The 26,834-nt window shown below is 61.2% G+C and carries 16 protein-coding genes; 3 read left to right on the plus strand and 13 right to left on the minus strand.

Going from position 1 to position 26,834, the window contains the following annotated elements; genetic code table 11:
• Positions 1-20: 20 nt before the first annotated feature.
• Entirely contained in the window at positions 21-824 is an 804-nt protein-coding gene (locus ACZ9H4_RS02505) for an alpha/beta fold hydrolase (RefSeq protein WP_476118151.1), read from the minus strand.
• Positions 825-967: 143 nt separating this feature from the next.
• On the opposite strand from ACZ9H4_RS02505, the gene ACZ9H4_RS02510 reads away from it, so the two are divergent.
• On the plus strand, positions 968-1,873 hold the full coding sequence (locus tag ACZ9H4_RS02510) for a LysR family transcriptional regulator (protein ID WP_408139514.1): 906 nt from the start codon (positions 968-970) through the stop codon (positions 1,871-1,873).
• Between the two features lie 343 nt (positions 1,874-2,216).
• Here the strand turns inward: ACZ9H4_RS02510 and ACZ9H4_RS02515 are convergent, their stop codons facing one another.
• Entirely contained in the window at positions 2,217-3,278 is a 1,062-nt protein-coding gene (locus ACZ9H4_RS02515) for a DMT family transporter (protein ID WP_476118152.1), read from the minus strand.
• A gap of 398 nt (positions 3,279-3,676) precedes the next feature.
• Here ACZ9H4_RS02515 and ACZ9H4_RS02520 point away from each other — a divergent pair, with 398 nt between their 5' ends.
• Positions 3,677-3,955: a hypothetical protein gene (locus ACZ9H4_RS02520; RefSeq protein WP_476118153.1), complete on the plus strand. Its 279-nt coding sequence runs from the start codon at positions 3,677-3,679 to the stop codon at positions 3,953-3,955.
• Between the two features lie 65 nt (positions 3,956-4,020).
• Here the strand turns inward: ACZ9H4_RS02520 and ACZ9H4_RS02525 are convergent, their stop codons facing one another.
• The 11 genes from ACZ9H4_RS02525 to ACZ9H4_RS02575 all read right to left on the minus strand — a co-directional run bounded on the left by ACZ9H4_RS02525 (position 4,021) and on the right by ACZ9H4_RS02575 (position 24,952).
• Positions 4,021-4,227 carry a hypothetical protein gene (locus ACZ9H4_RS02525; RefSeq protein ID WP_408323671.1) on the minus strand — a complete coding sequence of 69 codons (207 nt, stop codon included), beginning with the start codon at positions 4,225-4,227 and terminating at the stop codon, positions 4,021-4,023.
• A 226-nt stretch (positions 4,228-4,453) separates the two neighbouring features.
• Complete coding sequence (locus ACZ9H4_RS02530; protein ID WP_408323669.1) at positions 4,454-5,332, minus strand: peptidyl-prolyl cis-trans isomerase; 879 nt, start codon at positions 5,330-5,332, stop codon at positions 4,454-4,456.
• Between the two features lie 25 nt (positions 5,333-5,357).
• Positions 5,358-7,145 (minus strand): ShlB/FhaC/HecB family hemolysin secretion/activation protein, encoded by a 1,788-nt coding sequence (locus ACZ9H4_RS02535; RefSeq protein ID WP_476118154.1) that lies wholly within the window; start codon positions 7,143-7,145, stop codon positions 5,358-5,360.
• A gap of 8 nt (positions 7,146-7,153) precedes the next feature.
• Entirely contained in the window at positions 7,154-9,160 is a 2,007-nt protein-coding gene (locus ACZ9H4_RS02540; protein ID WP_476118155.1) for a two-partner secretion domain-containing protein, read from the minus strand.
• A gap of 76 nt (positions 9,161-9,236) precedes the next feature.
• Entirely contained in the window at positions 9,237-10,079 is an 843-nt protein-coding gene (locus ACZ9H4_RS02545; protein WP_476118156.1) for a hypothetical protein, read from the minus strand.
• Positions 10,080-10,857: 778 nt separating this feature from the next.
• Positions 10,858-11,184, minus strand: coding sequence for a DUF6984 family protein (locus ACZ9H4_RS02550; protein ID WP_408151819.1), 327 nt, complete (start codon positions 11,182-11,184; stop codon positions 10,858-10,860).
• Between the two features lie 2 nt (positions 11,185-11,186).
• Complete coding sequence (locus tag ACZ9H4_RS02555; protein ID WP_476118157.1) at positions 11,187-19,448, minus strand: beta strand repeat-containing protein; 8,262 nt, start codon at positions 19,446-19,448, stop codon at positions 11,187-11,189.
• Positions 19,449-20,607: 1,159 nt separating this feature from the next.
• A complete protein-coding gene (locus tag ACZ9H4_RS02560) occupies positions 20,608-20,814 on the minus strand; it encodes a hypothetical protein (protein WP_476118158.1) in 207 nt (68 codons plus the stop codon).
• 214 nt (positions 20,815-21,028) lie between these two features.
• The gene (locus ACZ9H4_RS02565; protein ID WP_476118159.1) at positions 21,029-22,300 is read right to left on the minus strand and encodes a cytochrome-c peroxidase; all 1,272 of its coding nucleotides are present in this window, start codon (positions 22,298-22,300) and stop codon (positions 21,029-21,031) included.
• A gap of 6 nt (positions 22,301-22,306) precedes the next feature.
• Positions 22,307-24,061, minus strand: a complete 1,755-nt coding sequence (locus ACZ9H4_RS02570) for an alkaline phosphatase family protein (RefSeq protein WP_476118160.1) — start codon at positions 24,059-24,061, stop codon at positions 22,307-22,309.
• Positions 24,062-24,643: 582 nt separating this feature from the next.
• Entirely contained in the window at positions 24,644-24,952 is a 309-nt protein-coding gene (locus ACZ9H4_RS02575) for a hypothetical protein (protein ID WP_408149355.1), read from the minus strand.
• 229 nt (positions 24,953-25,181) lie between these two features.
• Between ACZ9H4_RS02575 and ACZ9H4_RS02580 the strand changes: the two genes are divergently transcribed.
• Positions 25,182-26,675: an esterase-like activity of phytase family protein gene (locus ACZ9H4_RS02580; protein WP_408327223.1), complete on the plus strand. Its 1,494-nt coding sequence runs from the start codon at positions 25,182-25,184 to the stop codon at positions 26,673-26,675.
• Positions 26,676-26,834: the final 159 nt, after the last annotated feature.

The following is a 26,834-nucleotide window of genomic DNA, read 5'->3' on the forward strand; positions in this document are numbered from 1 at the left end:
TGACCGCCCGCCTCGAGCCTTCAAGTCGCGGGGGATAGCACGAACTTCACCACCGCGTCGACGAATTCCTGCGGAAACTCGATGTTCGAGAGATGGACCGCGGGCAGCACGAGCAATTGCGCGCCTGGAATCGTCTTTGCCATCTCCACGCCGTAGCTCGCCGCCGTCACCGTATCGTGCTCGCCCGCGATGACCAGCGTAGGCCGTGTGATGCGCGCGATATCCTGGCGCATGTCGGCTTCCTGCACGGCGCGCCATGACCCAACCAGACCATGACGGTTGGTCGCGAGCAGCATCGCACGGAATGTCCCCACCGTCGCGCCAGGCGCCTCTAGCATGCTCGCCGGAAACCAGTTGCGCAGGAATGCCTCGGCCGTGGCGGTCATGTCTTCGCCCTGGAGTGCCTCGGCGATCGGTGCCTCGAATCTGTCCGCAGGCCCGAGATAGGACGCTGTATTGCTGAGCACGAGCCGGTCAATCCGTGTCGGCGCGTGTATGCCCAGCCACTGCCCGACAATGCCTCCCAGCGAGAGCCCCAGGAAATGCGCCTGCCCGATGCCAAGCGTATCCATCAGTTCGAGAACATCCTGCCCCAGCCGCGCAAGCGGATACGCTCCGCCAGGAACGCTCGACGCGCCATGTCCGCGGGCGTCGTAGCGCAGCACTGAGAAATGACGGCTCAGTTCGGCAATTTGCCCGTCCCACATGCGCATCGTCGTACCGATGGAATTCGACAGCACCAGCACCGGCTTGTTGTCGCGCCTCTCCATCCGGTAGGCAATGCATGCGCCATCGGAGGCCGGGAAATAAGAGAAATTGTCCATCAAGCTCTCGCAAAAGAAACGCCGCGTTACGCGGCCACCCCGGCCGCGGGCCGTCACGGCGCAGGCCCAAGCGCTGGAGTATGGGCAAGGTCGGGATCCGATAAAATTACAAAGTCCGGATATTCTTTGTCAGGAAAAGTGATATGTCCGATTTCGCCCTGCACGATCTCAAATGCTTCGATGCCGTCATTCGTACGGGCAGCTTCCAGGCTGCGGCGGCCGCCTTGCATCGATCCCATCCGGCAGTGTTCGCTGCGGTGGCGAGGCTCGAACACCAGGCGGGGCTGAACCTGCTCGATCGAGGCGGCTACCGCGTGAAGCTAAGCGATGCGGGGCGCTCATTCCACGAACGCATGAAGCGACTTCTGTGCGAAGCCGAGGGTTTGCGTCAATACGCGACACAACTGGCCATGGGCGAGGAGAGCGAACTGCATGTGGTGTTGGGCGACCTGTGCCCACGCCCGGCCGTGCTCGGGCTGCTTGCGCGCTTCTTCTCGACGTGCCGGCACACGCGACTGAATCTGCATTTCGAGACGGTCGGCGGTCCGCTCGAACGCCTCAAGGCACGCGACGCCGACCTCATGTTTCACCGCGTCGACACCACAGACCCGTTACTGGAGTGGATCGCGCTTTGCAAAGTCCGGCTGATTCCCGTGGCCGCTCCGAGCCTGTTACCGGCGTCGCTAGCCAGAGCGCTACGCCCAGAAGATCTTCGCGACTACACGCAATGTGTCATGCGCGATTCGGCCCGCGCGCCACGTGACGAGCATTTTCTGGTCATCGAGGGAGCGCACCAGATCACGGTTGCGGACCAGTTCATGAAGAAGGATGTGATTCTGCAGGGCCTCGCCTGGGGGCATTTGCCGGATTTCCTGATCGGTGAGGAAATCCGTAGCGGCGCACTGAAGTCCATTGCCGGCCGGTCCTTTCCCGGTCATACGGAAACGGTCGTTGCTGCTCGACGCAGCGACGGGATTCACGGTCCGGTCGCCGAGCGACTGTGGGCTTATTTGCAGGCGAATGCGCCGATTGCCGCCTCTGCGCCATGAACGAGTGCAATGGTGAACGGACTGCCGATGAGCGGGCAATGGGCCGATGGCCGTTCAACGGACGTCTTTGGTGAGTTCGGCTGCCACGGGGCAACCGCCGAACACTGAGTCGGCGCGCTATATGACGATCCACGAAAAATTGCCGCGCGCATGCCCGTTGATCAACTTTGTTAATGGCTCGAACGGTCTACCTGAGCCGGTCGTGTCCGGCTCGTTGCAGCCATGAAGCGCCCATGGCGAAAAAGGATCGAAAGTCTGCATCGGGTTGAACAGAAGACTGACACGCACATCCTCTGGCGCACCTGGACAAGTTGACTCGACTCGATCAGCGGCGGTCCAACTCTTAGTGGCTATGTCGGTGGTGTATGTCAGGAAAGTGCGCGTGCGAATGGGTAATCGCTGTATGTTGATGAGGGTGCGTGTGAGGCTCGACGCCGTCCCACTCGAAATCGTGCGTATGCTGGTGATGTTCGTCGTGCTTGTGGGGATGGTTGTGAGCAAGAGGCTCGTGCGTGTGCGTGTGCTGGTGCCGCTCGCGGATATGAAGCCAGATACCCACGGCCATGAGCGCGGCAGCAATCCAGAAGTTCAGCGACGGCAATTCAGGCCAGATGAACAGCGATAGCATCACGCCAAATATCGGAGCGACGGAGAAATACGCACCGGTGCGAGCAGTACCCAGATTCCGCAGAGCGACGACGAACAGAACGAGACTCACGCCGTAGCCCGCGAAGCCGGTCAGCATCGCCGTCAGCGTTGTGCCGAAGGCCGGCAAATGTGCGCCCAGCAGCAGAGCGATGATGAGGTTGACCGATCCTGCGACCAGACCTTTCAGACAGGCAATGACCATCGCATCATTCGTCGACACTTTCCGCGTCAGATTGTTATCGATGGCCCACGCAGCACAGGCCGCTACGACAAGGAGTGCGCCTGGTGCAACGCCTCCATTGCCGGCTTGCCACGACAGCAGCCCCCCTCCTGCAACGATCGCGACCATTCCGAGAAATATTTGAACATCGACGTTTTCGCGGAATACGACCCATGCGAGCACTGCGGTGAATACGCCTTCGAGGTTCAGCAACAGCGAACTCGTGGCAGCGGCGGTTGTGCCAAGGCCGACCATGAGAAGCGCGGGACCTGCGACGCCGCCCGCTACGATTGCGCCGAGAAGCCAGGGAATCTCTTCCCTCTTGATCCTGCTTTCATTTTTGCGCTCACCGGCAGACTGCAACAATCGTCGAACGATGATTGCGATGGCAAGCCCGACGCCACTTCCAAGGTAAAACAGGCCAGCAACCATGAAAGGGGAAACGCTGCCGAGGAGCGTCTTCGCGAGCGGCGTCGTGACACCGAAAAGCGCGGCAGCGAGAAGCGCCGTAGAGGCCGCGTTGTGACGAGCGTGCATGAGAAAGGAAAGTTGTGGGTTGGGTCGCAGTCTGTTTGCAACGGGCAGGCTGTTCGGCTGGCGCGGGAAACGGGAAATAGCGAACCATCTATCCTAGCAGCCTCCCGGTAAACGGAAGGCGAGCCACCCGTCCCGGGCGCACTTCCCCTTGTTTCAGCAATGCCGAAGTGACCATCTCGACGTGACCATGGCAATCGAAAAGCGGCTGCGATAACCTCCAGCGTGCGCGCCGGATCGACCGTCGCTGCCGAACAGGTTTGGGAATATAACGAGGGGACCGTTTCACGATGTCGGACCAAACCGGTAGCCAATCTGTCACGGTCCCTGACCGAGCTGGCGGTAGATCCGCATTGCGCCAGGTTGCAGCGTCGAGGTTTTTTCTCGGCGCAACGATTGCCATGTTTCTGTCGGGCCTCGGCACATCAGCCGCCGCACCGCAGATCGTTCTGTTCCTCGTGAAGGAACTCGGCGCCTCGCTGCCGTTGGCGGGATTTTATTACCTGACCAGCCTTGCAGCTCCAGTCGCGGGTTATCTGATCGGCCGCTACTCCGATCGCACAGGCAATCGCCTCGGTCTTTTTCGCCTGTGTGCCGTGGCCGGCTTTCTGGGCTGGGCGGGGTTGGCCCTCTCCGCACTGCGACCGCCCTCACAAGGACCAGCGTTGGCGACGGCCTGAACCTGCGTGACGGTCTCGCTGTCCTTCACCCGCAGCCTGCCGTGGTGTCCATAAGCTGTTGCCCGTCAGTTGTTGTGCCGGATGATCACGAGCGGTCCGTAGGCCGAGATCGCGATACCGGCATACACCACGTCGCCGGCAGCGGCTGCGCTGACGGCCTCACCTGCCGTAGTGCGGATCAGTACGCCGTGTGACTTGCCCGCTACAAACGGGCTGATGACACTTCCCTGCGCAGACCAGATGAAATCTGTCGGTTCTGGTTTTGCGGGCACACCCTGCCTCCTGTTACGTTCATCCCCTCACGATCGCATTTCAGGCGCTTGCCAGACTTCTTCGAACGCTCGAGGGTCACGCACAGCGGACACCGGCAACCTCCAAGCTCGATCAAGGGCTTCGTTGACCAGATATGTCCGAGCCGGCACTGCCACTCCAGCGGATGCTTCGCTGCCCTGTACACATCCGACAGACAGCGGCCGCCGCGGCTACCCATCCAATGCCTTATTGCTGGATCGACGCATTCTTCATCTGGTTTCCCGTGAACTGCGCGGCGGCCTTCTCCATCTCCAGCGTTTCCAGCTGTTTGCGCATTGCATCCTTCGCCGGGTCGAACGGCGGCACCTGCGTTGGACGCTTCGCATCGAGCTTCACGATCGTCCAGACATTCCCCACCTGAACTGGCTGCGGCGTCATGCCGCCGACCGGCAACTGCGAGATAGTCTTCGCCAGCACCGCCGGCAAACCTTGCGTCCGGCCCTCGGTCACCGGCACGGGGAAGCTGAGCCATGGCATCTCGCCACCGCTTGCCTTGCTAGGTGCGATGCTGTATTCCTTCGCCAATGCCTCGAACGCACCGCCCGCTTTCGCCTTGTCCAGCACCTGCTTCGCCGTCACCTCATCGCCCACGGTGATGATGCGCGGCTTGAACTCGTCCTTGCCGAGCGAAGAGACAATGTCGTCATAACGTGCCTTCACCTGCGCGTCGGTGACCGGCTCCGGATGAATGCTGTCCTTCAGGTACAACTGGATTTCGGTGCCGACCTTCGCAGCAGCAGGCGCCTGCTGTACTTCCGGCTTCTGATCGTAGTGGGCCTTCTCTGCGCTCTGCCGCAGTACCTCGCGTGCAACCAGGCCGCTTCTGAGCATCTGGCGCAACTGCGGTGTGTCTGGCTGGCCGGTCTTTGCCGTCACCATCCGCACGGCATCGTCGAGCTGCTTCTGCAGCACCGTCACGCCATTGACGACGGCCACCGCCCCGGTAGGCAGGCTCGACGCGGACACGTCGGCGGCGTGTGCGAACGACGACGTGAACGTGCTGAGCGCAACTGAGGCAAATGCGGTCACACACGCGGCGCGAATCATGCTGTTGAGTCGGAACATTGGGTACACCCTTTGATAAAAATTGCTAGAAAGTCCAGTTGATCGTGCCAAGCGCGAGCGTCGACTTTGGCCCGATGGCTGCGGGCCGGCAGAGCTGCCGCCCGACCAGCCCTTCGGCCGAGAACTGCTGACGGTGCCACTGCCATTGCGCACGCAGGCCCGCGCCCATACCTGCCAGCGCGGCAAAGCCCGGCACCGCGATGAGATTGGCCTTGCCCGCGTCGAGGAAGACATAGGGTTCAATGCGCCCGTCATGCCATACCGGCACGTTCACCCACGCCAGTTCGTTGCGAGAATAGATGCCCCGATCGCCCGCGATGTCACCCGAGCGGAAACCTCGGATCGTGTCCATACCGCCAAGATAGAGCTGGTCGGTGCCGTAGAGCGCGACGTTCGTGTACTGGCCGCCGAGCGCACCGCGATAGGCCAGCGCGGCGCGGCCCAGCTTCGGCAGTGGGACGGTCCAGGTCGCCGTCGCGTCGAACTTGGTGAACTGGGCGTGCGCGTCAGTGCGCTGTGTATCCGCGCCGTCATGATTCGCGCCGAACCACGGCAGGCCCTGCGAGATACCCGTGTCGAGCGTGACGTTGCCCTGCGCATCGTTCAGTACGAAGCGGTGTAGCCAGTTTCCACCCACGCGCAAAACCGCTACACGCTGGGGATCGAGATCGTTGTTGTTGATGTCCCGGTCGGTGCGTCGCCACCAGAGCGTTGCGTCGAGCGCCGTGAGGTCGGATGCAGTACGTCCGAGCTGATAGTTCCAGCCAAAAATATGACTGAGCGTGCGGCCGTATTCGAGCGCCGTCGTGCCGGCAAGCTGCTGGTATTCGGAGTCCGACAGCGTGTAGCTGAACGTGTTGCGGCCCCACGGAATCGCAAACGAGCCGACGAGCGCATTGCTCTCGAGGCTGTCGATATAGTTCAGGCTCAGGGACTCTTGCAGACCAATCAGGTTGTCCACCTCGAAGCCCGCGCGGTAGCGCGTGACACCCGTCGATTCGGCGCCATAGTTGTCCACGCCCAGCGTGTAGTAGGTGCGGTCGCCGGGCGCATTGTTGATCGCGATCACCGAGTCGCCCACGGCCTGTCCCGGCAGCACCTGCACGCTCGCCTGGTTGCGCCGCAGGCGGTTGATCTGCGCGACGCCCTGGTCGATGTCGGAGAGCCGCAGCGGATCGCCTGGGCCCGTCGGGAATGCGTTCTGGTAGCCAGCATCGGTCAACCACCCGCCTCCAGCGGATTGCTCGTTCATGGCCAGTCGGCGAATGGGCTTGCCGTTGACCGTGAAGGCTTCAATCATCCCTGTCTGGATCACGACCGTCAGCGTGCCTGAACCGATGTTCTGCGGCCCGAGCACTGCGCGGGTCGTCACGTATCCGGCGGATACATATGCGTCGGTGAGACGTCGTAGCAGCAAGTTCAGGCGGTGCGAACCGATCTCGCGACCGGCAAACGCCGCCGTGATTGCGTCCAGCGTGGACTGCGATACGGTGGTTTGAACAAACGGTCTGCCTTCCGGTCCCGTCAGAACGATATGCCTGACCTGGAATGCCGGACCGGGTTCGGGAATCTGGTCGACCGGCGTGTCTAGCGGGATGTTCAGCGAGGTGTCGCTGCCGGACGGCGCGACACTGATCTGTGACGGCGGCTCGGCAAGCTGTCGCTGGCGCGCGGCCTCGCGCTGCTGGTCGATCAGTTGCTGCGCGGGGTCCTGCACCGGGCGCGGCGCGACCGGTGGCGGCGTCTGCGCACAGACGTTCGTTACAACGGCGATCGTCGCAGGTAGTGCGGCGAGCCGCCAGGCATTCTTCATCTGCATCTTCAGTACCACAGCCACGTCATCAGGCCCAGGTGCTGGCCAATCTGCACCGGCGTTCTCGACGGCGCACGCAGGGTCGTGATCTGACCGCTAACACTCTGGCCCTGGCCGCCCGAGATATAGCCACCGTTGATAATCGCGTCGCCCGTGAGGGTCACGAGCCCGTCCGCCGTGAAGCCTCCGCCGATATCCATCGCGATCAGCTGTGCCCAGGTCGAGCCGAAGAACGCCTTGAAGCCACGGTCCTGGTTGATCGACGAGTAGCCCGTCACGCCCGTGGCGTAGGTGAGTGGCGCGTCAACGGACAGGTCGCCATGTGCGTAGACGTTCCCCCCGATGTTGGCCGCGCTCGAGCCGGCATTGATCGCAACGTTGCCGCCTGCCTGGATCGTGCCGCCCCACGGCGTCACGGTGCTCGACGCACTGCCGTGGCAGAAAATGAAGCAGCTATGCGAGTAGCTGGCCTGACCCGAAAACACCGCCGCGTTAGTGAAGGTGTCCTGTGCGGTGATGTTCACATCGCCATCGTTGGACTGGACGACGCCTCCCGAATTGGTGACGTTGCGGCCGGTGATCGTCACGTTGCCGCCGCTCGAGGCGATCGTCGCGAGTTGATCCGCTTCGGTGACCGTGCCGTAGTCAACGTTAAAACCGCTCGACGTATGCTGGAAGAACAGGAAGCGGCCGCCCTCATCGGAGTACGCTACCGGCGTGCCGCCGTTGACGCCGCCGGTATGGTCGATCACGTTGTTCACGTCGCCGTGGGCCGCGAGCGTCACGTTGCCGTTGGCGAGAATGCGCGCGTTGTCGTTGGTGATATCGCCTTTCGCGCTAAGGAGCGCCTGGCCGTTGGCTGAAAACAGGATGCCGGGATTGGCGGCGTCCGAGCGGTTCGTGATGCTGCCGCCCGCGTTCAGGGACAGGTCTCCACCCGAAAGCGTGCCGTCCGGCTGTACGAGGCCCGCCTGGATCAGGCTGCCGGTGTTGCTGATATCACCCGCGGCAGTCAGCGTGACCGCGTTGCCCGCGGCGATCGTCGCTGGACTGGCGGCACCGTCCGACATCGCCATACTGCCGGCGTTGATGCTGACGTCGTCATTCGCAACGATATTCGCGCCCTGAACCGATACGGCGCCGGGCGTCGTCATCGTCACGTCATTGGCCGCCATCACCGAGCCGCCCGCGACCGTGATGTCGCCATCGGCCTGTATCACCGCATCGCCCGCTGTGGCGTTGAGCGTACCGGTGCTGCGCACGCCGGCCCCCTGATCCGTGACGATGAGCTGCACGCGGCCCGCGGTGAGACCGCCCACCTGCGTGATATCGACCGCATAGCCCGTTCCCTGCCCACCGGGCGAAGTCAGGCCAGCGAGCCAGTCGTGGCCGTTGTCCGAGGGCGACAGGCCCGGGTCCCACGTTGTCGTGCTGCTGCCGGTGATCACGCGGATGCCGCCGGTCGAACTCGAAAAGTCGTTTGTGACCGGGCCGTTGACCGCGAGCTGCTTCGAGACGAGGTCAAGGTTGATAAGCGTGCCCGTGAGTCCGCCTGCGCCGATAGTGATTGCACCGCCGTTTGTGGTCAGCACGACGTTGCGCTGGATCTGTCCCGGCGCGAGTGTGATGTCACTGAAGCTGACCTGACCGGTGGACAGCACGACGTGGCCCGCGTTCACGAACGAACCGCCATCGACGGTGATGCCGTTGGGGTTCGCCAGGATCACGTTTGCACGAGGACCCAGCACATTGACTGCGCCTTGGATCAGAGAGGGATTCGTGCTCGTGACCTGGTTGACGATCGTGCGCGCATTGATGCCCGCGTTGTTCAGGTCTGCTCCCGCCGTCGATACGTTGAAGGAGCGGTACGTGTTGTTCGACACGCCACCCACGGCAGGGGCGATGGCGACCGTCTGGTGGCCGTTGCCAGCGGTCGAGACAGTTGTCGCTGTGCCTCCATCGACGACAATGTTTGCGGCGAACACGATGCCACGCCACGTGAAGCCTGCCATCATTAGGAGTATTGAAATAGACGAAGCGCGCACGAACCAGCTGAATTTAGTCAATTCTTTCACGGGATTTTATAAATTGTTACTTTTGACCGTCGCCAAGTGATTGAGCCACTCCTCTGCCTGCCAGCAATGCAGAGTGAAACTGTGGCACAAAGCTGAGTAGTGTTTCGTCAAGCCCTTGAATGGCATGAGGCAAATCGTTTATAAGATCAGAATAAAACTGATAGCTGTAAGGATCCGGGCGTTTGTCATCCCGACCGGACCGAGATGTCATATTTACACCGTCGTCCCTGTTTCCGATTGGATTGACATGGCAAGGAGCGTTGTAAAAAAAATTCTGGGAAAAGATAGGCTTGAACGTGTCTGATGCGAAAATTCGAATCTGGCTGTTGATCGCCCGGACATAGGGGCAACCCACTCCGTTCGCACCGTAGCCGGTATTAACAGGGGCAATCATGATCGCGTCAGCCGCCGTAAAGGCTTGACCTTTCAGAACTGGCTGAAACCGGTCACCTGAAATTTTCGGCATGTCGTCCTGATCGAGATTGATTTCCTTCACCTGATAGCCCTGATCTCGTAATTCCTTTTCAAGACTATCGACATATCTACGATTCAACCCGGTGTCGCCTAAGCGATCTCTGACCAGGCCGTCGAAATCATTGTTGGTCCGGTTCGATGCCGCTGCCGTTCCTCCTGCGATGGCTCCTCCAATAGCTGCCGCCAATACACCCGCCCCCGGAATGGGAACGAAAATCGGGCCGCCTGCGGTGACAGCGGAATACCTCGTTGGCTTTGGAACCGCAACTGCAATAGTCTTGATCGAAGTCATTTTTTGCGTGTCGACTTCGATCAAAGGTGTCGATGTGCATGCGCTCAGTAGCGCCAATAGACAAAGTAGTGCAGCTCTTTCTATAGTATCCATACTTTCCTCAATGGCACTTTGTTTCTCCTCTTAATTTTCTGAGCAAGTCAATCACTAAATCTGCAATCGCGTGGCGATTGATCGCGTGCCCATTCCCAATCCACTCTGCAGCCAGTTGGCTATAAAGTCGTGCTAGCGGCGGCATCCGCTGTACTGTCCACGCCGCGTTCGTAATATCTTGCGGACTCCATGTAGCTGGAAACTCCAATTTTCCCGGGTTACCGACTCCTGAGACGTGACCACCAGAAGTTGGCCCATCGCCATAGAGCACATGGTTCTCCGCCTTGGGATCGAGGAGTGAGTTGCTTCCAGTGTCTGTGGCAACACTACATTTTGACGAAGACTACAAAATCAACCCCAAGTTCTCTTTGCAATTGCTCGGCGAGCTCGACTCCCTTTTCTTTGAAAGCGGTCTCTGCTTCCGAGCCTTAAAACCAGAGCTTGCGGAATTTGTGCTGGCGACACGCCCATGTGTCGCGAACTCCGGGCCATGTTCTTCGATGATGTGTTGCAAGCCAGCGCTTGAACTGCCAGTTTCAAGGCACACAAATTCCGCAGTTGACTAACGCTGCTCGATCCAGCTCCGGGCCGTCGATGTGCATGCCATTCAATATGAGCTGATTGCCGCTCTGCGTCATTTCTGTTACGACAGACAAGTCCCCGTTCGCCCCAGGTATATTGAACTGGTAGATGTTCCCATCCTGCTCCACAAGCTTGACGCTGTTTGTGGCAACAAATTCTTAAGACACGACCAGCCGTCCGTCCTCCCCAATCCACATCACGCGTTCGGCAACTGCTTCAATGGCGAGAAATCAACCTTCCATATATCAAGCTCGTAGAGATCGCCATGCTCGTCCAAGTTGATGGCAACCATAATTGGTATGCCATCGCTATCGATGAATTCCTTTTCGACCAACTGCACGCCGAGACGGCGAGGCCTCGCATCGGTGGCGCAAAAGCGCAGGCTCCCCATTCCACCGTCGTTCATTTCTTCAACGCGGGCGCCAACAAGAGAGTCGAGAAGCTGCGCTGCTTGGGGCTTCCCCGCGATCAGCGCAGTTAGCAGCGCCCTCTCATCATCTTTCAACGATCTCACAGTGCCCATGTTCATCTCGGTGGCGTAATTCGCCCTACGTTAATCGTGCCGTTGGGGAGCTTGTAGGCACTGTAGTTGAAGGTCGTCCCATTCACAACGACAGTGCCTGTGTACTGCCCCTGAGGCAACGATGCTCCAATATTGTTTAGGTCGCCTGTCACGGCATTTTGAACCGCGGTTGCGTCGTAGCCGCCGCTGATTACGTGGCGGAAGGTATGGCTGCTCTGGTTGTCGTTGGCCCCGAACTGAATGGTTGGATTGCCCTCTGCTGCCGTGTTTGTGGCAGCCCCTTGACCAGTCGAAGTGCTTTCGCTGTCATTACCCCCGCCCCCACTCGACAGGATTGGTGCGCCCGGAACCACTACTGGCGGGATGGTCGCCATCGCGCCACCGGGCAACGGAACGGAAATACTTGGTGTCACCACGGCGCCGGCCGTCCCGCTCGGCGTATCGTTCCCTTCGTTTGACTCGAGTTGCTTGTTCGGGTCAGAAGGAGGCTGTTGTTGACGATTGCCATTGGCGACAAGTGCAAACTGGTTGACCAGCCACGCCCCGCCCTGATCAGCCAGTCCAGCCGCCACTACAGCGAGGTTCCACGCCGCGCCCGCAACGCCACCGTTTTTGACAGCCGCAGCCGTGTGCCCTGGACTTCCTGCGTCATTGTTCAACGCCTCGTTCTGTGCAGCACTCGTCGCCCCCTGGACGTTCAGCCCGGTCAGTGCCGCTGAACCACCGCCCATCGCCGTTGCGAATGCCGCCAGTACAGCCAGTTGCCCCGGGTCGAGTGGAGCTCCGGACGGATCGATTCTGCTGATGAAGTCAGGAGAGAACGCGGCGCTCGCAGCCGCACCGACTGCCCCGGCAGCGCATCCGGTGCCCACCGCCGCTGAAGCCGCACATCCAAGTGCCGCATGCGCCGCGATGTACTCGCCTTCATTGAGATACCCGGCTTCGCCGGCATTGCCGATCGCGAATGCCCCGGCTGCAGCCAGATTGGCTATCCCGTCGTTGCGCAGATCGGTCAGGAAGCTACTGCCCTCGATGAGGCTCTGTGTGCCGGCCTGGATGCCCGTAATCGCCGCCAGCGCCAGTACTGTTTGCAGCGTGTTGCCCGTGGCCGCCGTTGCACCCGGCAGGATGACGTTGCCCACAGCCTGCACGCCCGCGAGCGCCGCCAGGCTGTTCGACGATGCTGTGGTCGTGAAGCCAAGCGCGCCATTCGCATAGGTGATGCCGTTGGTCAGCCCCGCCGTCACGAACGCCGTCGCCCCCGCCTCGAACATATGGCCCAGATTGAACCCGTCGCCGGACAGCGACTGGCCCATCGCGCTGTTCACCATTCCGCCCACGGCCGCCGCCAAGGCAGCATTACCGACACCCGCACCCAGTGCACCTGCTGTCGTACCCGCAGCCGCAAATGTCGCCCCCGAGCCAGCCGCCGCGCCCGCCATCGCACCGATCGCCGCTGAGGCCGCACCCGCCGACCCGATCGAGATGATCACCATGTCCACCATCATGAACACGGTGCCCCATGTGCTCATGCTCTGGTCAGCCACGACCGAGGTCTGCAGGTTGTCGCTCACTGAAGACTGAGTGAAGTTGCCGCCGAGCTGGTCCTTCAGGTTTGCCAGCAGCTGTGCGGTCGCCGCATCATTTGCACTTCCGTCCGCGTTGACCTGTTGCAACGCACCGCCGATCTGGTTGAGCGTATCGACGTTGAGCTGGTAGTTCGCAGCGCTCATCAGGCCGCCCTGCTGCACCACCGTACCAGTCGTCTCCGTCACGCCGGCGCCGCCGGCCAGTTTTGCGTAGATGTCGCCGACGTTGGTCGATCGTTGTTCGTTGGTCAGCGAGCCGGTATTGACGGTCAGGTTTTCCGCGTTGACCGATCCTGTATTGAGAATGCTGTTCGCGTAGTTCAGTGCGACGTTCGTGCCAGTAATGGTGCCGTCTGCATTCACGGTCGCGAAATTCTGCGGCAGCAGCACTTCAGGCATCAGCGCCTGCACGGTCGGGCATGCGCCGTTACCCGTTGCCGTACAGCCCGGCTCGGGCACCGTCTCCTCGACGTACCAGAGCATCGGCGCATTGATCTGCGCAAGCTGCGACTGGCTCAGCTGCGTGCCGAGCGCGATGTTGTTCTGCTCGGCATACTGCAGCGCCGCGCCATACAGCGCCGCCGTGTCCAGGTTGTTGACCGTCTGCTGGGTCTGGCTGTCGGTCTGCGCTGGCAGCGCATAGAAGCTCGACTGGCCCGTCGCCTGGAGCGCCGCCTGCTCGACCTGCTGCGCCTGCGTGTACGGGTCGTAGTAGAACTGCGTGGTATCCGGTTGCAGGCTCGCGGGCAACTGCGCGAGCAACGCTGCAGGCGACAGATCGCCCGTTACAGCCGACGCGGGGCTATTGAGCAGATACGTTACGTTCAGCGTCTGGCCACCCACCGTCGTCACGGTCGTGCCCGCCGGAGCGCTGGCACTGCCAACGGACGGCGCAACCGGCCTGCCCACGGTCGTCACGCCAATGGGCGAGTTCGACGGCAGACCTGCGGCACCCGTCACCGAGACCGGCTGACCCGCCAGATTGGTCACCAGCCCTGCCGCGTTGACGGCCGTCGTCGCGGTCGAAGGCACGGAGGGTGGTCCGAGCGTAATCACCTGGCCCGCGACGGCGGGCGGCGGCGTATAGGCGTTCGGGTTCGTCAGGCCATTGACGAGCGTCGAACCCGTGAGATTCACCGTCTGTCCAATCACGTTACCCGTGTTAGTCAGCGTCGGCGAGTTCACTGCCAGCGTGTTTCCCGCCTGGATCGTGCCTGCCACAAAGTCGGGGAGACCCACTGCGTCAAGCAACCCGGCCGGACCCTGAGCCTGCGCGCTCTGATAAGCGCTACCGTAAAGCGACGCGCACTGCGCGGCATTGCCCGCGCATCCCCATGCCGGGAAGTTCGCATCGTAGTACGACAGGTTGGCGTGCCAGTACGCGTTCAGGTACTGGTTATCGCTCGACGCGCTTGCCGTCGCATTGATCGTGACGTTGTTCAGGCCGGTCACGAGACTGCCCGTATTCGCGAACGTACCCGCTTTCAGGTTGACATCATGATTCGCCGTGATCGTGGAAGGGCTCGCCGACTGCACATCGACATACGCCTCGCAGTTCGACGAGCAGCCGGTAAACGGTGTTGAACTGCCGTAGTTCTCATGCACCTGCACGGGCGCCGCGATGGTATTCACGAGGTTCGACGCATTGATATCCATGTCGTTGCCCGCCGCGATCGCGCCCGAGGTGTTCGTCACGCTCGCGGCCTGCGTCAGGTTCGTGGGCGTGACCGAACCATCGCTCGCGCTCGTACCCGCACCGCCGATCACGACGTTGCGTCCCGCCACCAGGTTGCCGTAGGTATTGCTGACCGCGTTTGCGGCGATGACGATATCGTTGCCCGCCGTGACGTTCGCATTGATCTGCTGGTAGCTGTACGTCTGCGAGTTGTTGCTGCTCGTGGCGCCTGCGGTGCAGCCGCTATAACCGGCCGCGCAGCCCGCCGTGGTCGTCATCGTCCCGCTATTGATGCCCTGGTTCGTGAAGCTGTTCGCGGTGATGTTCACGTCGTTCGCGGCAGCAATGGTGCCCGCGTTCGTGAGGTCGCCACCCGCGAGATTCACGTTATGACCGGCAACGATCTGACCGGTCGCGCCTTGCACCGCCATCGACGAAGAAGTGGAAACCGGCGTAACGGTGCCTGGCGAGTCCAGCCTGATGCCTGGTGGGGCAATGTAGGTGCCCACCGTATAAGGCCCGACCGCCATATCCCCGTAGTAGTTGTTCCAGATCGAAATCGTCGACGGCGCAGCCGCGAGAAACCCATTCAGTGAGGTGAGATCGACACCGTCCGTCACCGTCGAGGTATACGTCGAGCCGCTGTTGTTGAGCGACTGCACGTTGAGGTTGGCGTCGTTGCCGGCGCTGACCGTGCCGCCCTGATTATTCAGGCTGCCCGTGGTCAGGCTGAGATCACGGCCTGCTGCAATCACCGAACTGGCACCCGCTGCGCCGCCAGCCGTGGTCGTCGTTTCGGTCACCGTGGGCAACGCGATGGTCTTTCTGGCGATGGCCTGGCTTGCGTTATCCGACGTCTCGACAAACCACAGCTTCTGCGTGCCGCCCGATGCCGTGGGAACCGCAACCTCGACGAACGTCACCGTGCCCGATGTTGTCACCGGCGGACTGCCCGGCAGCAGGGTAAGGACGCCCTCCGTGACGCCTGCCGCCGTACCGTCAGGCGATAGTGCATCCGCGAGCGTCACTTTCTGCGACGTCGAGGTGATGTCGCAGCAGAAGCCATTCTCAGCGCCATAAATCGTCGCGGTGTCAAGCGTGTCGGTGCCGACCAGCAGCGCCATGAGCAGGGCCGGATTGTCGATGACGGTGGTCGTGGTGGTGGTCGCGCCGGAACCCGACGCGCCCGAGTTGATCACGTTCGCCGCGCTCAGCGTGAGGTCATTGGTCGCCGTGATCGTGCCACCCGCATTCGTGAGATCGCCCGACAGGTTGATCGCCATGTTGCCGATGCCTGCCGAGCCGGTACCGGCCTTCGTGGTGCCGTTCGAATTGTCGTAGCTCGTGCCGGTGATCGTGAGGTTGTTCAGCGCCTCGACGGTGCCCGCATTCGTGGCCGAGCCGTTCAACGTGAAGGCGTCTCCCGCCTGTACGGTCGCCCCCACCTGATTGGCAAGACTTCCATTGACCGTGAGGTCCTGCGCGGCGATCGTGCCGCTGTTGGTGACGGCGCCGTTGAACGCTAGCGAGCCTGCCGCCTGCCCCATTGTGCCGGTGTTCGTGATCCCCTGGGATGCCGAAACAGTCACATTCGTGCCCGGCAGCGTCCAGGTTCCGCTGTTGGTGATGGCCGCCGCCAACAGGTTCAGCGCATGGCCGCCGTTGACCGTCCCGAATGCGGGCGACGACGGATCAATCGTCTGCTGCGGCAGATTCAGCGTCACGCTGTTCTGCCCAAGGATCTTCCCGTTCGCGTTGCGGAAGCTGCCGTCGGCGCCCGTCACGTTGACCGTCGCGTCACCCGTGGCCGCTGTCGGATCGTTCACGTCGCCCGCGAAGATCACACCGTTGCCGTTGTCCAGCGCGCCTGTCGTCAGTGTGAACGCACGGGTTGCCATCAGCGCGCCGCTGTTGGTCGTGCTGTTCGCGACCGACACGTTCTCGGTCTGCCCATACACCGTACCGCTGTTGACGAGGTCCGCTGCATTGATGTTCGCCGCGGTCAACCCTGAGAGGGCGCCGGAATTCGTCACTGTCGAGCCCGAGATGGTCAGCGTACCCGCAGCCATCTGCTTGCCGCTGGAAGTCACCGCACCGCCCGCGAGGGTCGCATCGCCGAGATAGGCCCCCGTGCCAGTGGTGGTGAGGCTTTGCGAGCCGCTGGCGCTGTACGTGCCACCGATGAGCGCATTGCCAGTCGTCACCGTCGCGCCAGTGAGCGTCGCGGTACCGTTCACGCTGAGGGTACCTGACGAGGTGTCGAGGTTCTGCGTCGCAGTAGCCGTGAAATTGCCGCCCACGCCTACATCCTGCGTCGTGATGTTCGTGCCCGTGAGCGCCGCGTTACCCGACACGCTGGTCTGGCCGTTGAGCGCGAGATTCTGTCCCGCGTTCAGCGTCGCGTTACCTCCGGCCGACACCGGGCCGCTGGCCGTCAGGTTGCCACCCTGTGCGTTCAGATTCAGATCGCCCAACGCCGTGACACTGCCCGGCGCATTCACATCGGTACCGGCGATCACGCCCAGGTTGCCGCCCGTGAGTACATCTCCGCCGAGTGTCGCGCTGCCATTCGTAGCCGTCACGCTCGCATTGCCCACCGCGGTGACCGCAGCCGTCGTCACGTTCTGCGCCGCCGTGGCGCTGAGGTCGTTGCCGGTCTGGAGCGCGCCGGTCAGTGTGATGCTGTTGCCCGCAGTCAGCGTGGTGGTGTTGGCGACATTGAGCGCTCCGCTCCCCGTGATGTTTCCACCCGCCGTCACGCTCGCGTTGCCGCTGCCGTCGGCTTCGAGGCCGCCATTCAGCGCCACGTTGCCGCCGGCGTCGACGGTCGTGTCGCTGCCGCTGTGGACCGCGCCCGCAACTGTCGCATCCTGCGCCGCGTTCACCGTGATTGCGCCGGGGCTCGATACGGTCCCACCTACCGTCACCGCGCCGGCGCCCGAGCGGATCGACGCGTTGCCCTGACTGTAGACGGTGCCACCCAGATTCACGCCCTGCTGGCCGCTCGCGTTGAGCGTGCCGAGGCTGACCACATCACCCGTCGTAGCAAGCGTGCCTGCCGCCGCCGACAACGCCATGTTGCCGAGCGATGCCACCGTACCATCAATCGAAGCATGACGGCCTGCGCTAACAGTGAGAGCCGTACCCGAGGTCGCCGCACCGGCCAGCGTGGCGTCCTGCCCCGCCGTCACGGTGACTGCGCCCGGCGCCGTCACCGTACCGACAAGCGTCGCGTCGGCGCCCGCGCGTACGCTCAGGTCTGTGCCCGCCTGCAGGCTGCCACCCGTCTGCACATTCTGGCCCGCTGTGAGCGACACCGCCTCGTTCGACGAGGCGACATTGCCCTGCCCAACAATGGAGCCGTTCGTTGCGGTAACCGACACCGGCCCCTGCGCCTGCACGGTGCCGCCGAGGGCCACGTCCTGGCCTGCCGTCGCCGTGAGCGCCCCGTTGCTCTGCGCATTGCCCGAGACGGATACGAAACCGGTCCGGGCCGTGATCGTCGTGTCGCCGACCGCCGTCACCGCTCCGTTGACCGTCACGTTACGCGCGCCCGTGAGCGCCACCGTACTGCCGCCCTGCACCGTTCCGTTGATCGTCACGTCACGGCCGGCAGCCGCCGCAATCGTGCCCGGTGCGGAGAGCGCCGAATTGACGGTCAGGTCGCCGGTTCCCGTCTGCAGGTTGATCGCATTGGCCGAGAGCGAACCGAGAGTGATTGAGTTGCCCGCCACAAGGCTCGCCTGCCCGTTTGCGGCCACCGACGCCGCATTCAGGTTGTTACTCGCCGTGAGCGAAACATCCTGTCCGGCCGACACGCTGCCGGTCGCATTGATGTCGCCTGCGGCGTTGACGGTGTAGTTCTGGTTCGCCTGGCCGGTATCGGCGACCGAGACCTTACCGGCACTGGTAAGGGCGACGTTCTGATTCGCGTAGGTTTGTCCAACGGTGATATCGCCGTTCGAATTCACGGTCAGGTTGCCAGCCGTCGCCGCCAGCGGCCCCTGCATATTGACGCCCTGCCCCGCCGCGGTTGAGACGATATAGACCTGGCCGGCCGTGACGGAGCCATACTGGCTCGCATCGACCGCGATCGCACCCGGCGTACCAGCCGCCACGTTCGAGACACCGTAGGTCGTGCCCGAGGCACCTGTAGAGGTGGGCGTGACGCTCTGGTTGCCCGTGATGACGTTGACGGCCTGGTTCGCATAGAGAGGCGCGGCCAGATTCACTGAGTGGCCAATCAGGTCGATATTTCCGACCGTCCCCTCGATACCCGCGCCGGGGCCGTTCACGCCTGCGGGGCCGTTGATCGTGATGTTGCCCGACGAGACGGCGTACGAGACGGCACCAGCATTGGCAAAGGCCGTCGGCGTTCCGCCTGGTCCGGTGATGAACTGCGGCTCGCCAGTAGTTAGCACGAGGTTTGACGCGTTCGTCAACGAAAGACCATTAACGCTGATTCCATTTGGATTGCTGATGATGACGGCGGCCGGAGACCCGAACACCTCGAGCGGACCCGCGAGCGTCGAGGGCGCGGTCGAGGTGACCTGATTGAGAATCGTGGTGGCTGCCCGTCCGTTAAGGTTCGGGTTCGCGCCGAGCGTGCCACCGAGCAGCGGCGTGCCCGCGATGAGGCTGTTATTGAGCTCGAGACCCGTGCTGTCAACATTGAATGAGCTGTACTGGTTCGCGCTGAGGCCGTTTGCATTCGCTGGCGCTATATTGACGACCGGAACTCCGGTCCTGGTCTGCGTGACCGTCGGCTGGAAGGTCACCGGTGCGCGTGGATCGACGATCGGTGCGGCGTGTGCGGTCTGGTCGACGAGCAGCACCGCAGGCGCGAAATACATCACCACCGTCATCACCACAGCGGTCACGCGCATCCATAGCGGACGGTCAGCTGCCGCCCGTTCCCCGAACAGGCGGATGAAGCGGCGGCGTGCAATTGCTGCTTGGTGCGTGGTGAGTTGTTGCGAAAAGCCTGTGGTTCTTGCCATCGTTTTTGTAGCTGCACCGGATCGTCCGGTCCGAAATCTATCACCGCTGGCAATCCCTTTCTTTCAATGATCGTCAAATATGCGTTTCGATTTTTTGAGATGGACTGCGAAATAATGCAATGTGAAACCGCCCGTAGAAACAGATTCATCGCGAGTGGTACAAAGCGGCGCGACCGGCTCGCGCGACACAGCCCCGATTGGAGAGCGCCCCTCAAAACTGACGCTGCCGAATCCTGAGATCCGCTAGCGACCTTACGGCACCGGTTGGTCGCCATCCGTTCGGCGCGAACACGCGACGGTCTCCTGAAAGCCCTATCTCAGCCTTGCGAGCAGTCAAGGAGAAAGTGCAGTAGATCCGAGAATACCCATTAGCGTCCGCGCGTTCCGCGGCCCCTGATCCTCGAAATTGTTGATCTATACACCGACAGCAGTTACCGGCGACAGCGAAGGTCCGAGGTCGACCCGAAGCAGGCCTTCGTACATGGCCCGAAGCGGCCCTTCAATTCACTTGTGCGCGGGTATTATTGAGACGCACCTAACTTTGTCGCGCAGAGCTTTTCTCTTACGATGAGGTCTCTCAAGAAAGTGGACTTTCTTTTCGTAAAGGTTCGGAGATCCTTGCGGAGTCTGTAAAGTAGCGCGTGCCTGATCAACTGGCACGAGCCGTGGGAGCCAGGGGCGCGGTATGTCCGCCGCTGGTGATTCCAAGGGGCTACTGATGAAGCGCTTGGTCGATCGAACGCGGCAACCCTCACGAGTTATAGCTATGTGCAGGTTTTTCACGAGTCGGAGTGAGTTTGTCTCGACTCTCACAACTGCGCTGCATTTTCTTTCCTGTATTTCTTTTGTAGCATGGGCCGCTTTGAGTTTTGTCATCTACGTTTTTGGCGTTCCTCGCACAATAGATGCAGATCGGGTAGCGCTCATGGGTCTTCCAGCGATCGGTGGAATCTCGTTTTTTCACGCGTTGCGCATACGACTGCTGCGGCGGCCATGTAGAACACGATACGGAACAATCGCTCCACTCGAACCCGGTTTGGTCAACTTTTGTGAACGCCCAACTATTTGCAGGCGTCGTCCTCTTCGCGTTCGGGATAATCGTAATTCTTTGAGCAAAGAACTACAGCGTCACGGACCAAATCGGCCTTGCCCAGATAGGCTAACGCATCCGTTTGTACTCGCGAACGTCCTTTACCAGTTGATAAGTAATCGCAAGGAACAACGTGACGTACAGGGGCATTCCTGCCAAGGCGGGCCTCCAGTCGGCTCCCTGCATTTCCGACACAAGTACGACGGCACCCACGACACTGATCGCGAAAACGTACGCTTTCAGGTAGCGCCGAACAATACCAATCTTGTCGTCCATTTGTCGTCTGATTACAAGGCTTCTACTGGATTCGGCAAAAGGTCGAGTATTTACAAAATATCGGGCCGATTGTCACATTTGAATGATGCGCCGTACTCCATGCCCGCGCTAGTCCGATGCCCCCGCAGCGCCCCAGCCCGCGCAGCACCGACCGCCGTCGAAGCCCCTGCAATCCAACGGCGGCCCTTCCCTATCGAGGACCAAGCTTCAACCCTCAATGCGTCGCGGTATTCCCCACCATCTGCGCATCGCTATCGTTCAAGGTCTTGAGGAACGCGATCACGTCGCGAATATCGCCTTCCGACCAGACCGGCTTGCCACCCTTGTGATTCGTCATCGGCGCATTGATATGGTCAACGTTCCTCTGGTACTTCACTGGCAGGTCGTCAAACTGCTGCTTGCCGCCCGGATGCGGATACCACTTCTGCGGGTTAGTGTCCCGTTGCACATAAAAACGCAAGGAGTCTTCCAGCGTGTGGAAGCGGCCGTTGTGAAAGAACGCCCGGCGCGTCGCGACATTGCGCAGAGTAGGTGTCCTGAACATACCGCAATACCAGTCGGTGGCGGTCTTGTCGGTCCGGATCGGGCCGCACAATCCCATGTCGTAGTACTTCGGATCCGCGTTCGCCGGGATCTCCGGATTGCGCGGCACGCCGAGCGTCTGAAAGTTGTAGTCGGTGAAGGTCGGATGCGCACCTGCAGCGCCCTTTTCGACGAGGTGGCAGGATGCGCAGTTGCCGCGATCGGGGTCGTTGAAAAGCGCGAAGCCACGCGCCTCCTGGGTGCTGAACTGCGCCTTGCCGTCCAGTACCTTGTCGAACTTGCTGTCGAATGGCTGGAAGCTGGGATCGTCGAACTGAAAGCGCTCGAGCGCCTTGCCTAGTGCGGCGAGCGCATCGGCAGGGCGGGAGAAAATATCCCGGCCGAACACTGCGCTAAAACGCGCGGCATAAGCACTCCTGCTCAATTTAGCCGTGACGTCGGCAGCGTCCGTATTGGCCATCTCGTCGGGGTTCAACAGAGGGAAGGCCGCCTGGGCGGCAGGGCTGTCGAAGCGCCCGTCCCAGGTGTAGCCGCCGGACGGCATGTTGTCGCCGTCCTCGAGACGTTCTTTGAAGCTGCTCGCGTACGTGTGTGTCCAGATCGGCACGCGGCGCAGATAGCGCAACGAAGGCACAGCGCGTGTGCCGTGATGCGTCATATCGGCGCCGCCCAGTTGCACGGCGAGGCCGTTGGGTGGCCCGTAGGCGTTCGTTGGGCTGTGACAGCTCGCGCACGACTGTTTGCCGGAAGCCGACAGCGACGGATCGAAAAAAGCCAGCTTGCCGATCTCGGCCATATCCTTATTGGAAGGCGCCGCGGAAACCGTAGTGACGGCGGGGGCGCCGAGGGCTTCTTCCTGGCGGCCGCATGCCGTCAGCAAGAGACTTGAAATGAAAAAAAGGGCCGCCCCCCGGGCGGTCCCTTTAGTACAGAGAAAAAGCATCTATCTTTATTGGTTGAAGATGTCGGAACCGAAAGTCGCGAGGTTCGAATCGTCCGCATAACCCAGATACTCGGGAATACCGAAACGGTTCTCCAGGCTCTTGAGTAGCGAGTAGTGGTTGTAGCCGGTATCGGAGGTGGTGCCCGCCTTGATGAACGGCGACAGCAGCACTGCACCCGTGCGGTCGCCGCCAACACCGTCGTAATGCATGCCGATCTGGATCAGCTGAACGGTCGACGGAAGCAGCGCGGTGTTGATACCCAGCGTCGATGCGTAGGCAATCGGGAGCGTCGACATGACCTGATCTTCAGGACGCTTGACGTTCGGACCAACCTGCTGCGTGCAGCACGAAGCGCCCGTCAGATTGATCGTGAGATTCATCTGCGAGTAGCTGGCGTTGAACGACGTGGTCATCGGCGAGCTGGCCGCATTCGATTCGTCGAAGTTGATGATGATGAGACCGTCCTGCTTGTAAGCTGCCGAAGCCTGGATAATCGGAACCCATTTCTTCAGGAACGCGTCGATCGACGTCAGGCCGCCGGGCGCACCGCTCTTGCAACCCTTGCCTGCCGCTCCAGTGCCGTCGCCGTCGTGGCCGTCATCGCACAGGTTCGGCGTGATGAACACGAAGTTCGGCGTGGTATCGATCGACTTCAGATCGTTGACCAGGTTGTCGTCGAGATTCACGACGTGCTGGTCGCAATAGTTGATGTCGTCGATGATCGAGTGGAAGTACACGAACGGATTGTGACGGGTCGCGTAGGCATCGCCCTTGACGTCGCCGGACGCGGAACCCGCCTGGGCAGACTGCGTACCGTCGACCGTCTTCGCCGGATCCGAGCCTGCCAGCTTCGCGGTACGGGTCGGGAAGCTGCACGTCTTCGTGCCGTCGCGGTTCAGGTCATTGCCCATATCGCCCATGTAACCCTTCCAGGTGAACTTGGCGTTATCGAGCTGGTTGGCCAGCGTCTTGACGCGGGCCGGATACACACATCCGCCGCCGGCATGGCCGTTCGCATCCGTACCGGCCTTGAGGACCTTCGAATTGCTGCTGTCGTTGCCTGCGTCGACGATGTCGGACCATACGCTGAAGCAGTCGGTCTCGGTGTCGACCGTCGAAGGCTGGCCGCTCATCATCGAGATGTAGTTGTCCAGGCTGACGTGGCCGGTGCCGTAGTAGTTGGTCAGCAGCGCGCCTTGCGGAGCGAGCGACTTGAGATACGGGTCCTGGCCGCTAGTCGCCGAACCCGTACCAAAGGATTCGTCGTAGTTCTTGTTCTCGAGCGTGATCACGAAGACGTGACGCACAGCCTTCGAACCGACGACCGTCTTGATGTAGTCGTCGCTGGCCGCCTTCACGCTGGCAAGGCTGCTGTCGGTGTTGAAGTCGCCCAGCAGCTTGTCGGCGGACACTCCGCCGTATTTGGCTGCCAGCGTGTTCTTTGCGTCGCTCAGCGCCGCGCCGCCTGTCACCAGTTGAGCCAATTGCGTGGTGATGGCGCTCACCGTGCCGCTCGCGCCCTTGGGCGCGAGAAAGAACGCGCCGGAACCGAACGTGGTGCCCATGTCTTTGCCGTTGGCGTCGTTTTCGCGGGCGTTGGTCAGATCGGCGACCACATTCTTCCAGCTGCCGTTGTTCTTGTCGCCGATGGAGAATTTGCCTTTGGCGTCGCTCACTGTATACGGCTCGTCGCTGTCGCACTTGCCGTTGTCATTGAGGTCGAGACAGACCTTGGCGTTCTGGATGTAGCTGCCGAGCACCTGCCCGGAAACCTGGGGCGTCGTGTCCTGAGGAGTACTGTCAACGTTCCCACCACAGGCGCTCAAACCCGCCGCGAGGCCGATACTGGCCAGTAGGGCTAATGCACCTTTCCGACATATCAGGTTCTTGTTTATCGAAAAAATCACGTGGGGGCTCCCGTCGCACGCCGGGCAGGCAGCATCTTCACGCCGGCTCGCCCGATTGTTGGATTTATTACATCGGCGCAGGAGCTTAAGATAGTTATGTGAAAGTTCAGTTACATCGGTGTAATGAACTGGGCTGAGCGCGGCGCCGCGAAGTTCACGCACGCTGGAAGCAGACGTCGTGAGTTTGCAGGCGCCATTGCTCGCACATCGTTGGGCTGGAGCAAGTGGATCGTCGAGAGTGCCGCGCGGACATTCGGATGGCTGCTATATCGACTTTCTTCTTCGTGGGAAGGTGATTGGCTCGAGGCATACGCGCCGATTGTGTGCAAATCGCGTACGCGTATCCGTGGTAGCGGATGGGGGTGAAGACAACAGCAAAAGCACCTCAGTGCTCTTGCACCCTACGAAGCGCCATCCATGCCAGCCAAGGCCTGCTTATTCCTGTTGAAAATCCGTCACACGCGGCGTGAACGGCAAGTCCGTTGCGTGTGCCCTATCTGCAAGATGCGCCAGCGCATGGCTCCCGTCGGCGCGCGCGGCCGCTTCGAGCGAAAAAGAGCTTTCGCTGAAGGCAATCAGTTTGAATCCGCTTCCCGCCACGCGCGGGACGGTGATACCCCAATGCCAACCTCCCTCCTGCTCGAAAACGTGCAATTCAGGGACGGTTGGGCGGTGTGAAGCCGGGAAAGTCGGCATGTCGCTCTCCGTCGTATCAAAGCAAACCTTATGGCTGTAGACGTTCATGACCTAGTCTATACGTAAATTGCTGCAATGCAATATCAAACTCCGAGAAAAAGGAACATCGCTGACCGGCAGGTTCTGAAAAACGCACGCCTGCGACGGCGCCCGATTCGGTTTCACCCTCATGACACGAAAGTTACCCACACTTTCGATGGCTCTGCGTAAGCCCATGAAAGCCGCCTTTTGCGGCTACCTGACGATGCTCTGTCGAAACAACTGAAAGGAGATATCCGTGCTGAAATTTAGACCGCTCGTGCTCACCGTGATTGCATCATCGCTCTTCGCGATGGCGAACGCTCACGCTACCGTCGATCTAATCGCCAAAGGTCAGATTAGCGGCACGATCTCCGACCTGTCCCGCGAGACGGCGGCGCCGCTCGAAAACGGTGCGCCGGGTAATCTGCTCGGCGGTATCGGCTCCGGCATGAGCTTCGCGGGCTGCAACACTTTCGTCGCGTTGCCTGATCGCGGCCCCAACGCAATTTCGTATAACGCGGCGATCGACGATACGGTGTCGTACATCAACCGCTTCCAGACGTTCCAACTGTCGCTCGTCGCCGCACCCACAGGTTCGGCTCTGCCTTACTCACTCACGCCGAAGCTGGTCGACACGACGCTCCTGCACACCGCCGAGCGGCTCGTGTACGGCAACGGCGCAGCGGCCGGCGTGGCGGACGGTGCGCCCGACTTGAACCGCCAGAACCACACGCACTACTTCACGGGGCGCTCGGATAACTTCGACCCGACGCACCTTTCGACGAATCCCCTCGATGCACGCCTCGATCCTGAAAGCATCCGGGTGACCAATGATGGACAGAGCGTATTCATTTCCGATGAATACGGTCCGTACATCTATCGTTTCGATCGCCGCACGGGGCGTCGGCTCGATGTGATCAAGCTGCCTGACTCGTTCGCCGTGTCGATGCTCAGTTCGGTAGGCAACACCGAAATCAGTGCGAACACGTCCGGTCGCGTGGCTAACAAGGGTATGGAAGGGCTGGCGATCTCGCCCGACGGCAAAACACTGTTCGGCGCGATGCAGAGTCCGCTGCTGCAGGACGGCGGTACCAGCGGCGGCTTCAGCCGCATCATCCGTATCGACCTGCGCACCGGCAAGACCCAGCAGTTTGCGTATCCGCTGACGAACATTGGGACTTCATCGAAGCCGAACTATCCGACCATCAGCGACGTCGTGGCGGTCAACGACCGCGTGCTCCTGATGGATGAGCGCGATGGCAAAGGCCTCGGCGATGATTCGACCGCGGCGTTCAAGAAAGTGTTTCGCGTCGACCTCGACGGCGCGCAGGACGTCAGCCAGGCAAGCGGCGAATCCGGCCTCGCACCTTATGCTCTCCAGAAGTCGCTCTTTCTCGATGTGGTTGCCGTGCTGACCGCTCACGGCTTCAGTGCGCAAGACATTCCCGCGAAACTCGAAAGCCTGACGTTCGGCCCTGACATCGTGATGAACGGCGTGCACAAGCACACCTTCCTCATCGCGAACGACAATGACTTTATCGGCAATGTCACCGACTCGAATCACCCGGCCGGCATGGCGAATCCGAACCAGTTCTTTGTCTTCGCAATGGACAAGGACGATCTGCCCGATTACGTGCCTCAGCAGTTCGCCGGTGTTCAGCGGCTTTCAGGCCATGCCGGCGAGTGCAGCTTCGTGAAAGATGACCGGGACGAGCATGGGCATTCGGGACATCGGCCTTTCGGATTCTGATTGGTTGTCTGTGATTGGTCGGTGTTCTGGAGATGAAGTCTGCGTGTGTTGCGCTTACCGGTGCAATATACGCAGGCGCGAGCGGCGGAGTCTCAGATAGTCGAACCAGGTCTATGTGGTTATCTCTCCGCGGTGGGCCAAGGTCGTTTCGCGTCGGGT

The sequence above is a fragment of the Paraburkholderia sp. TE9906 genome, assembly GCF_056279605.1.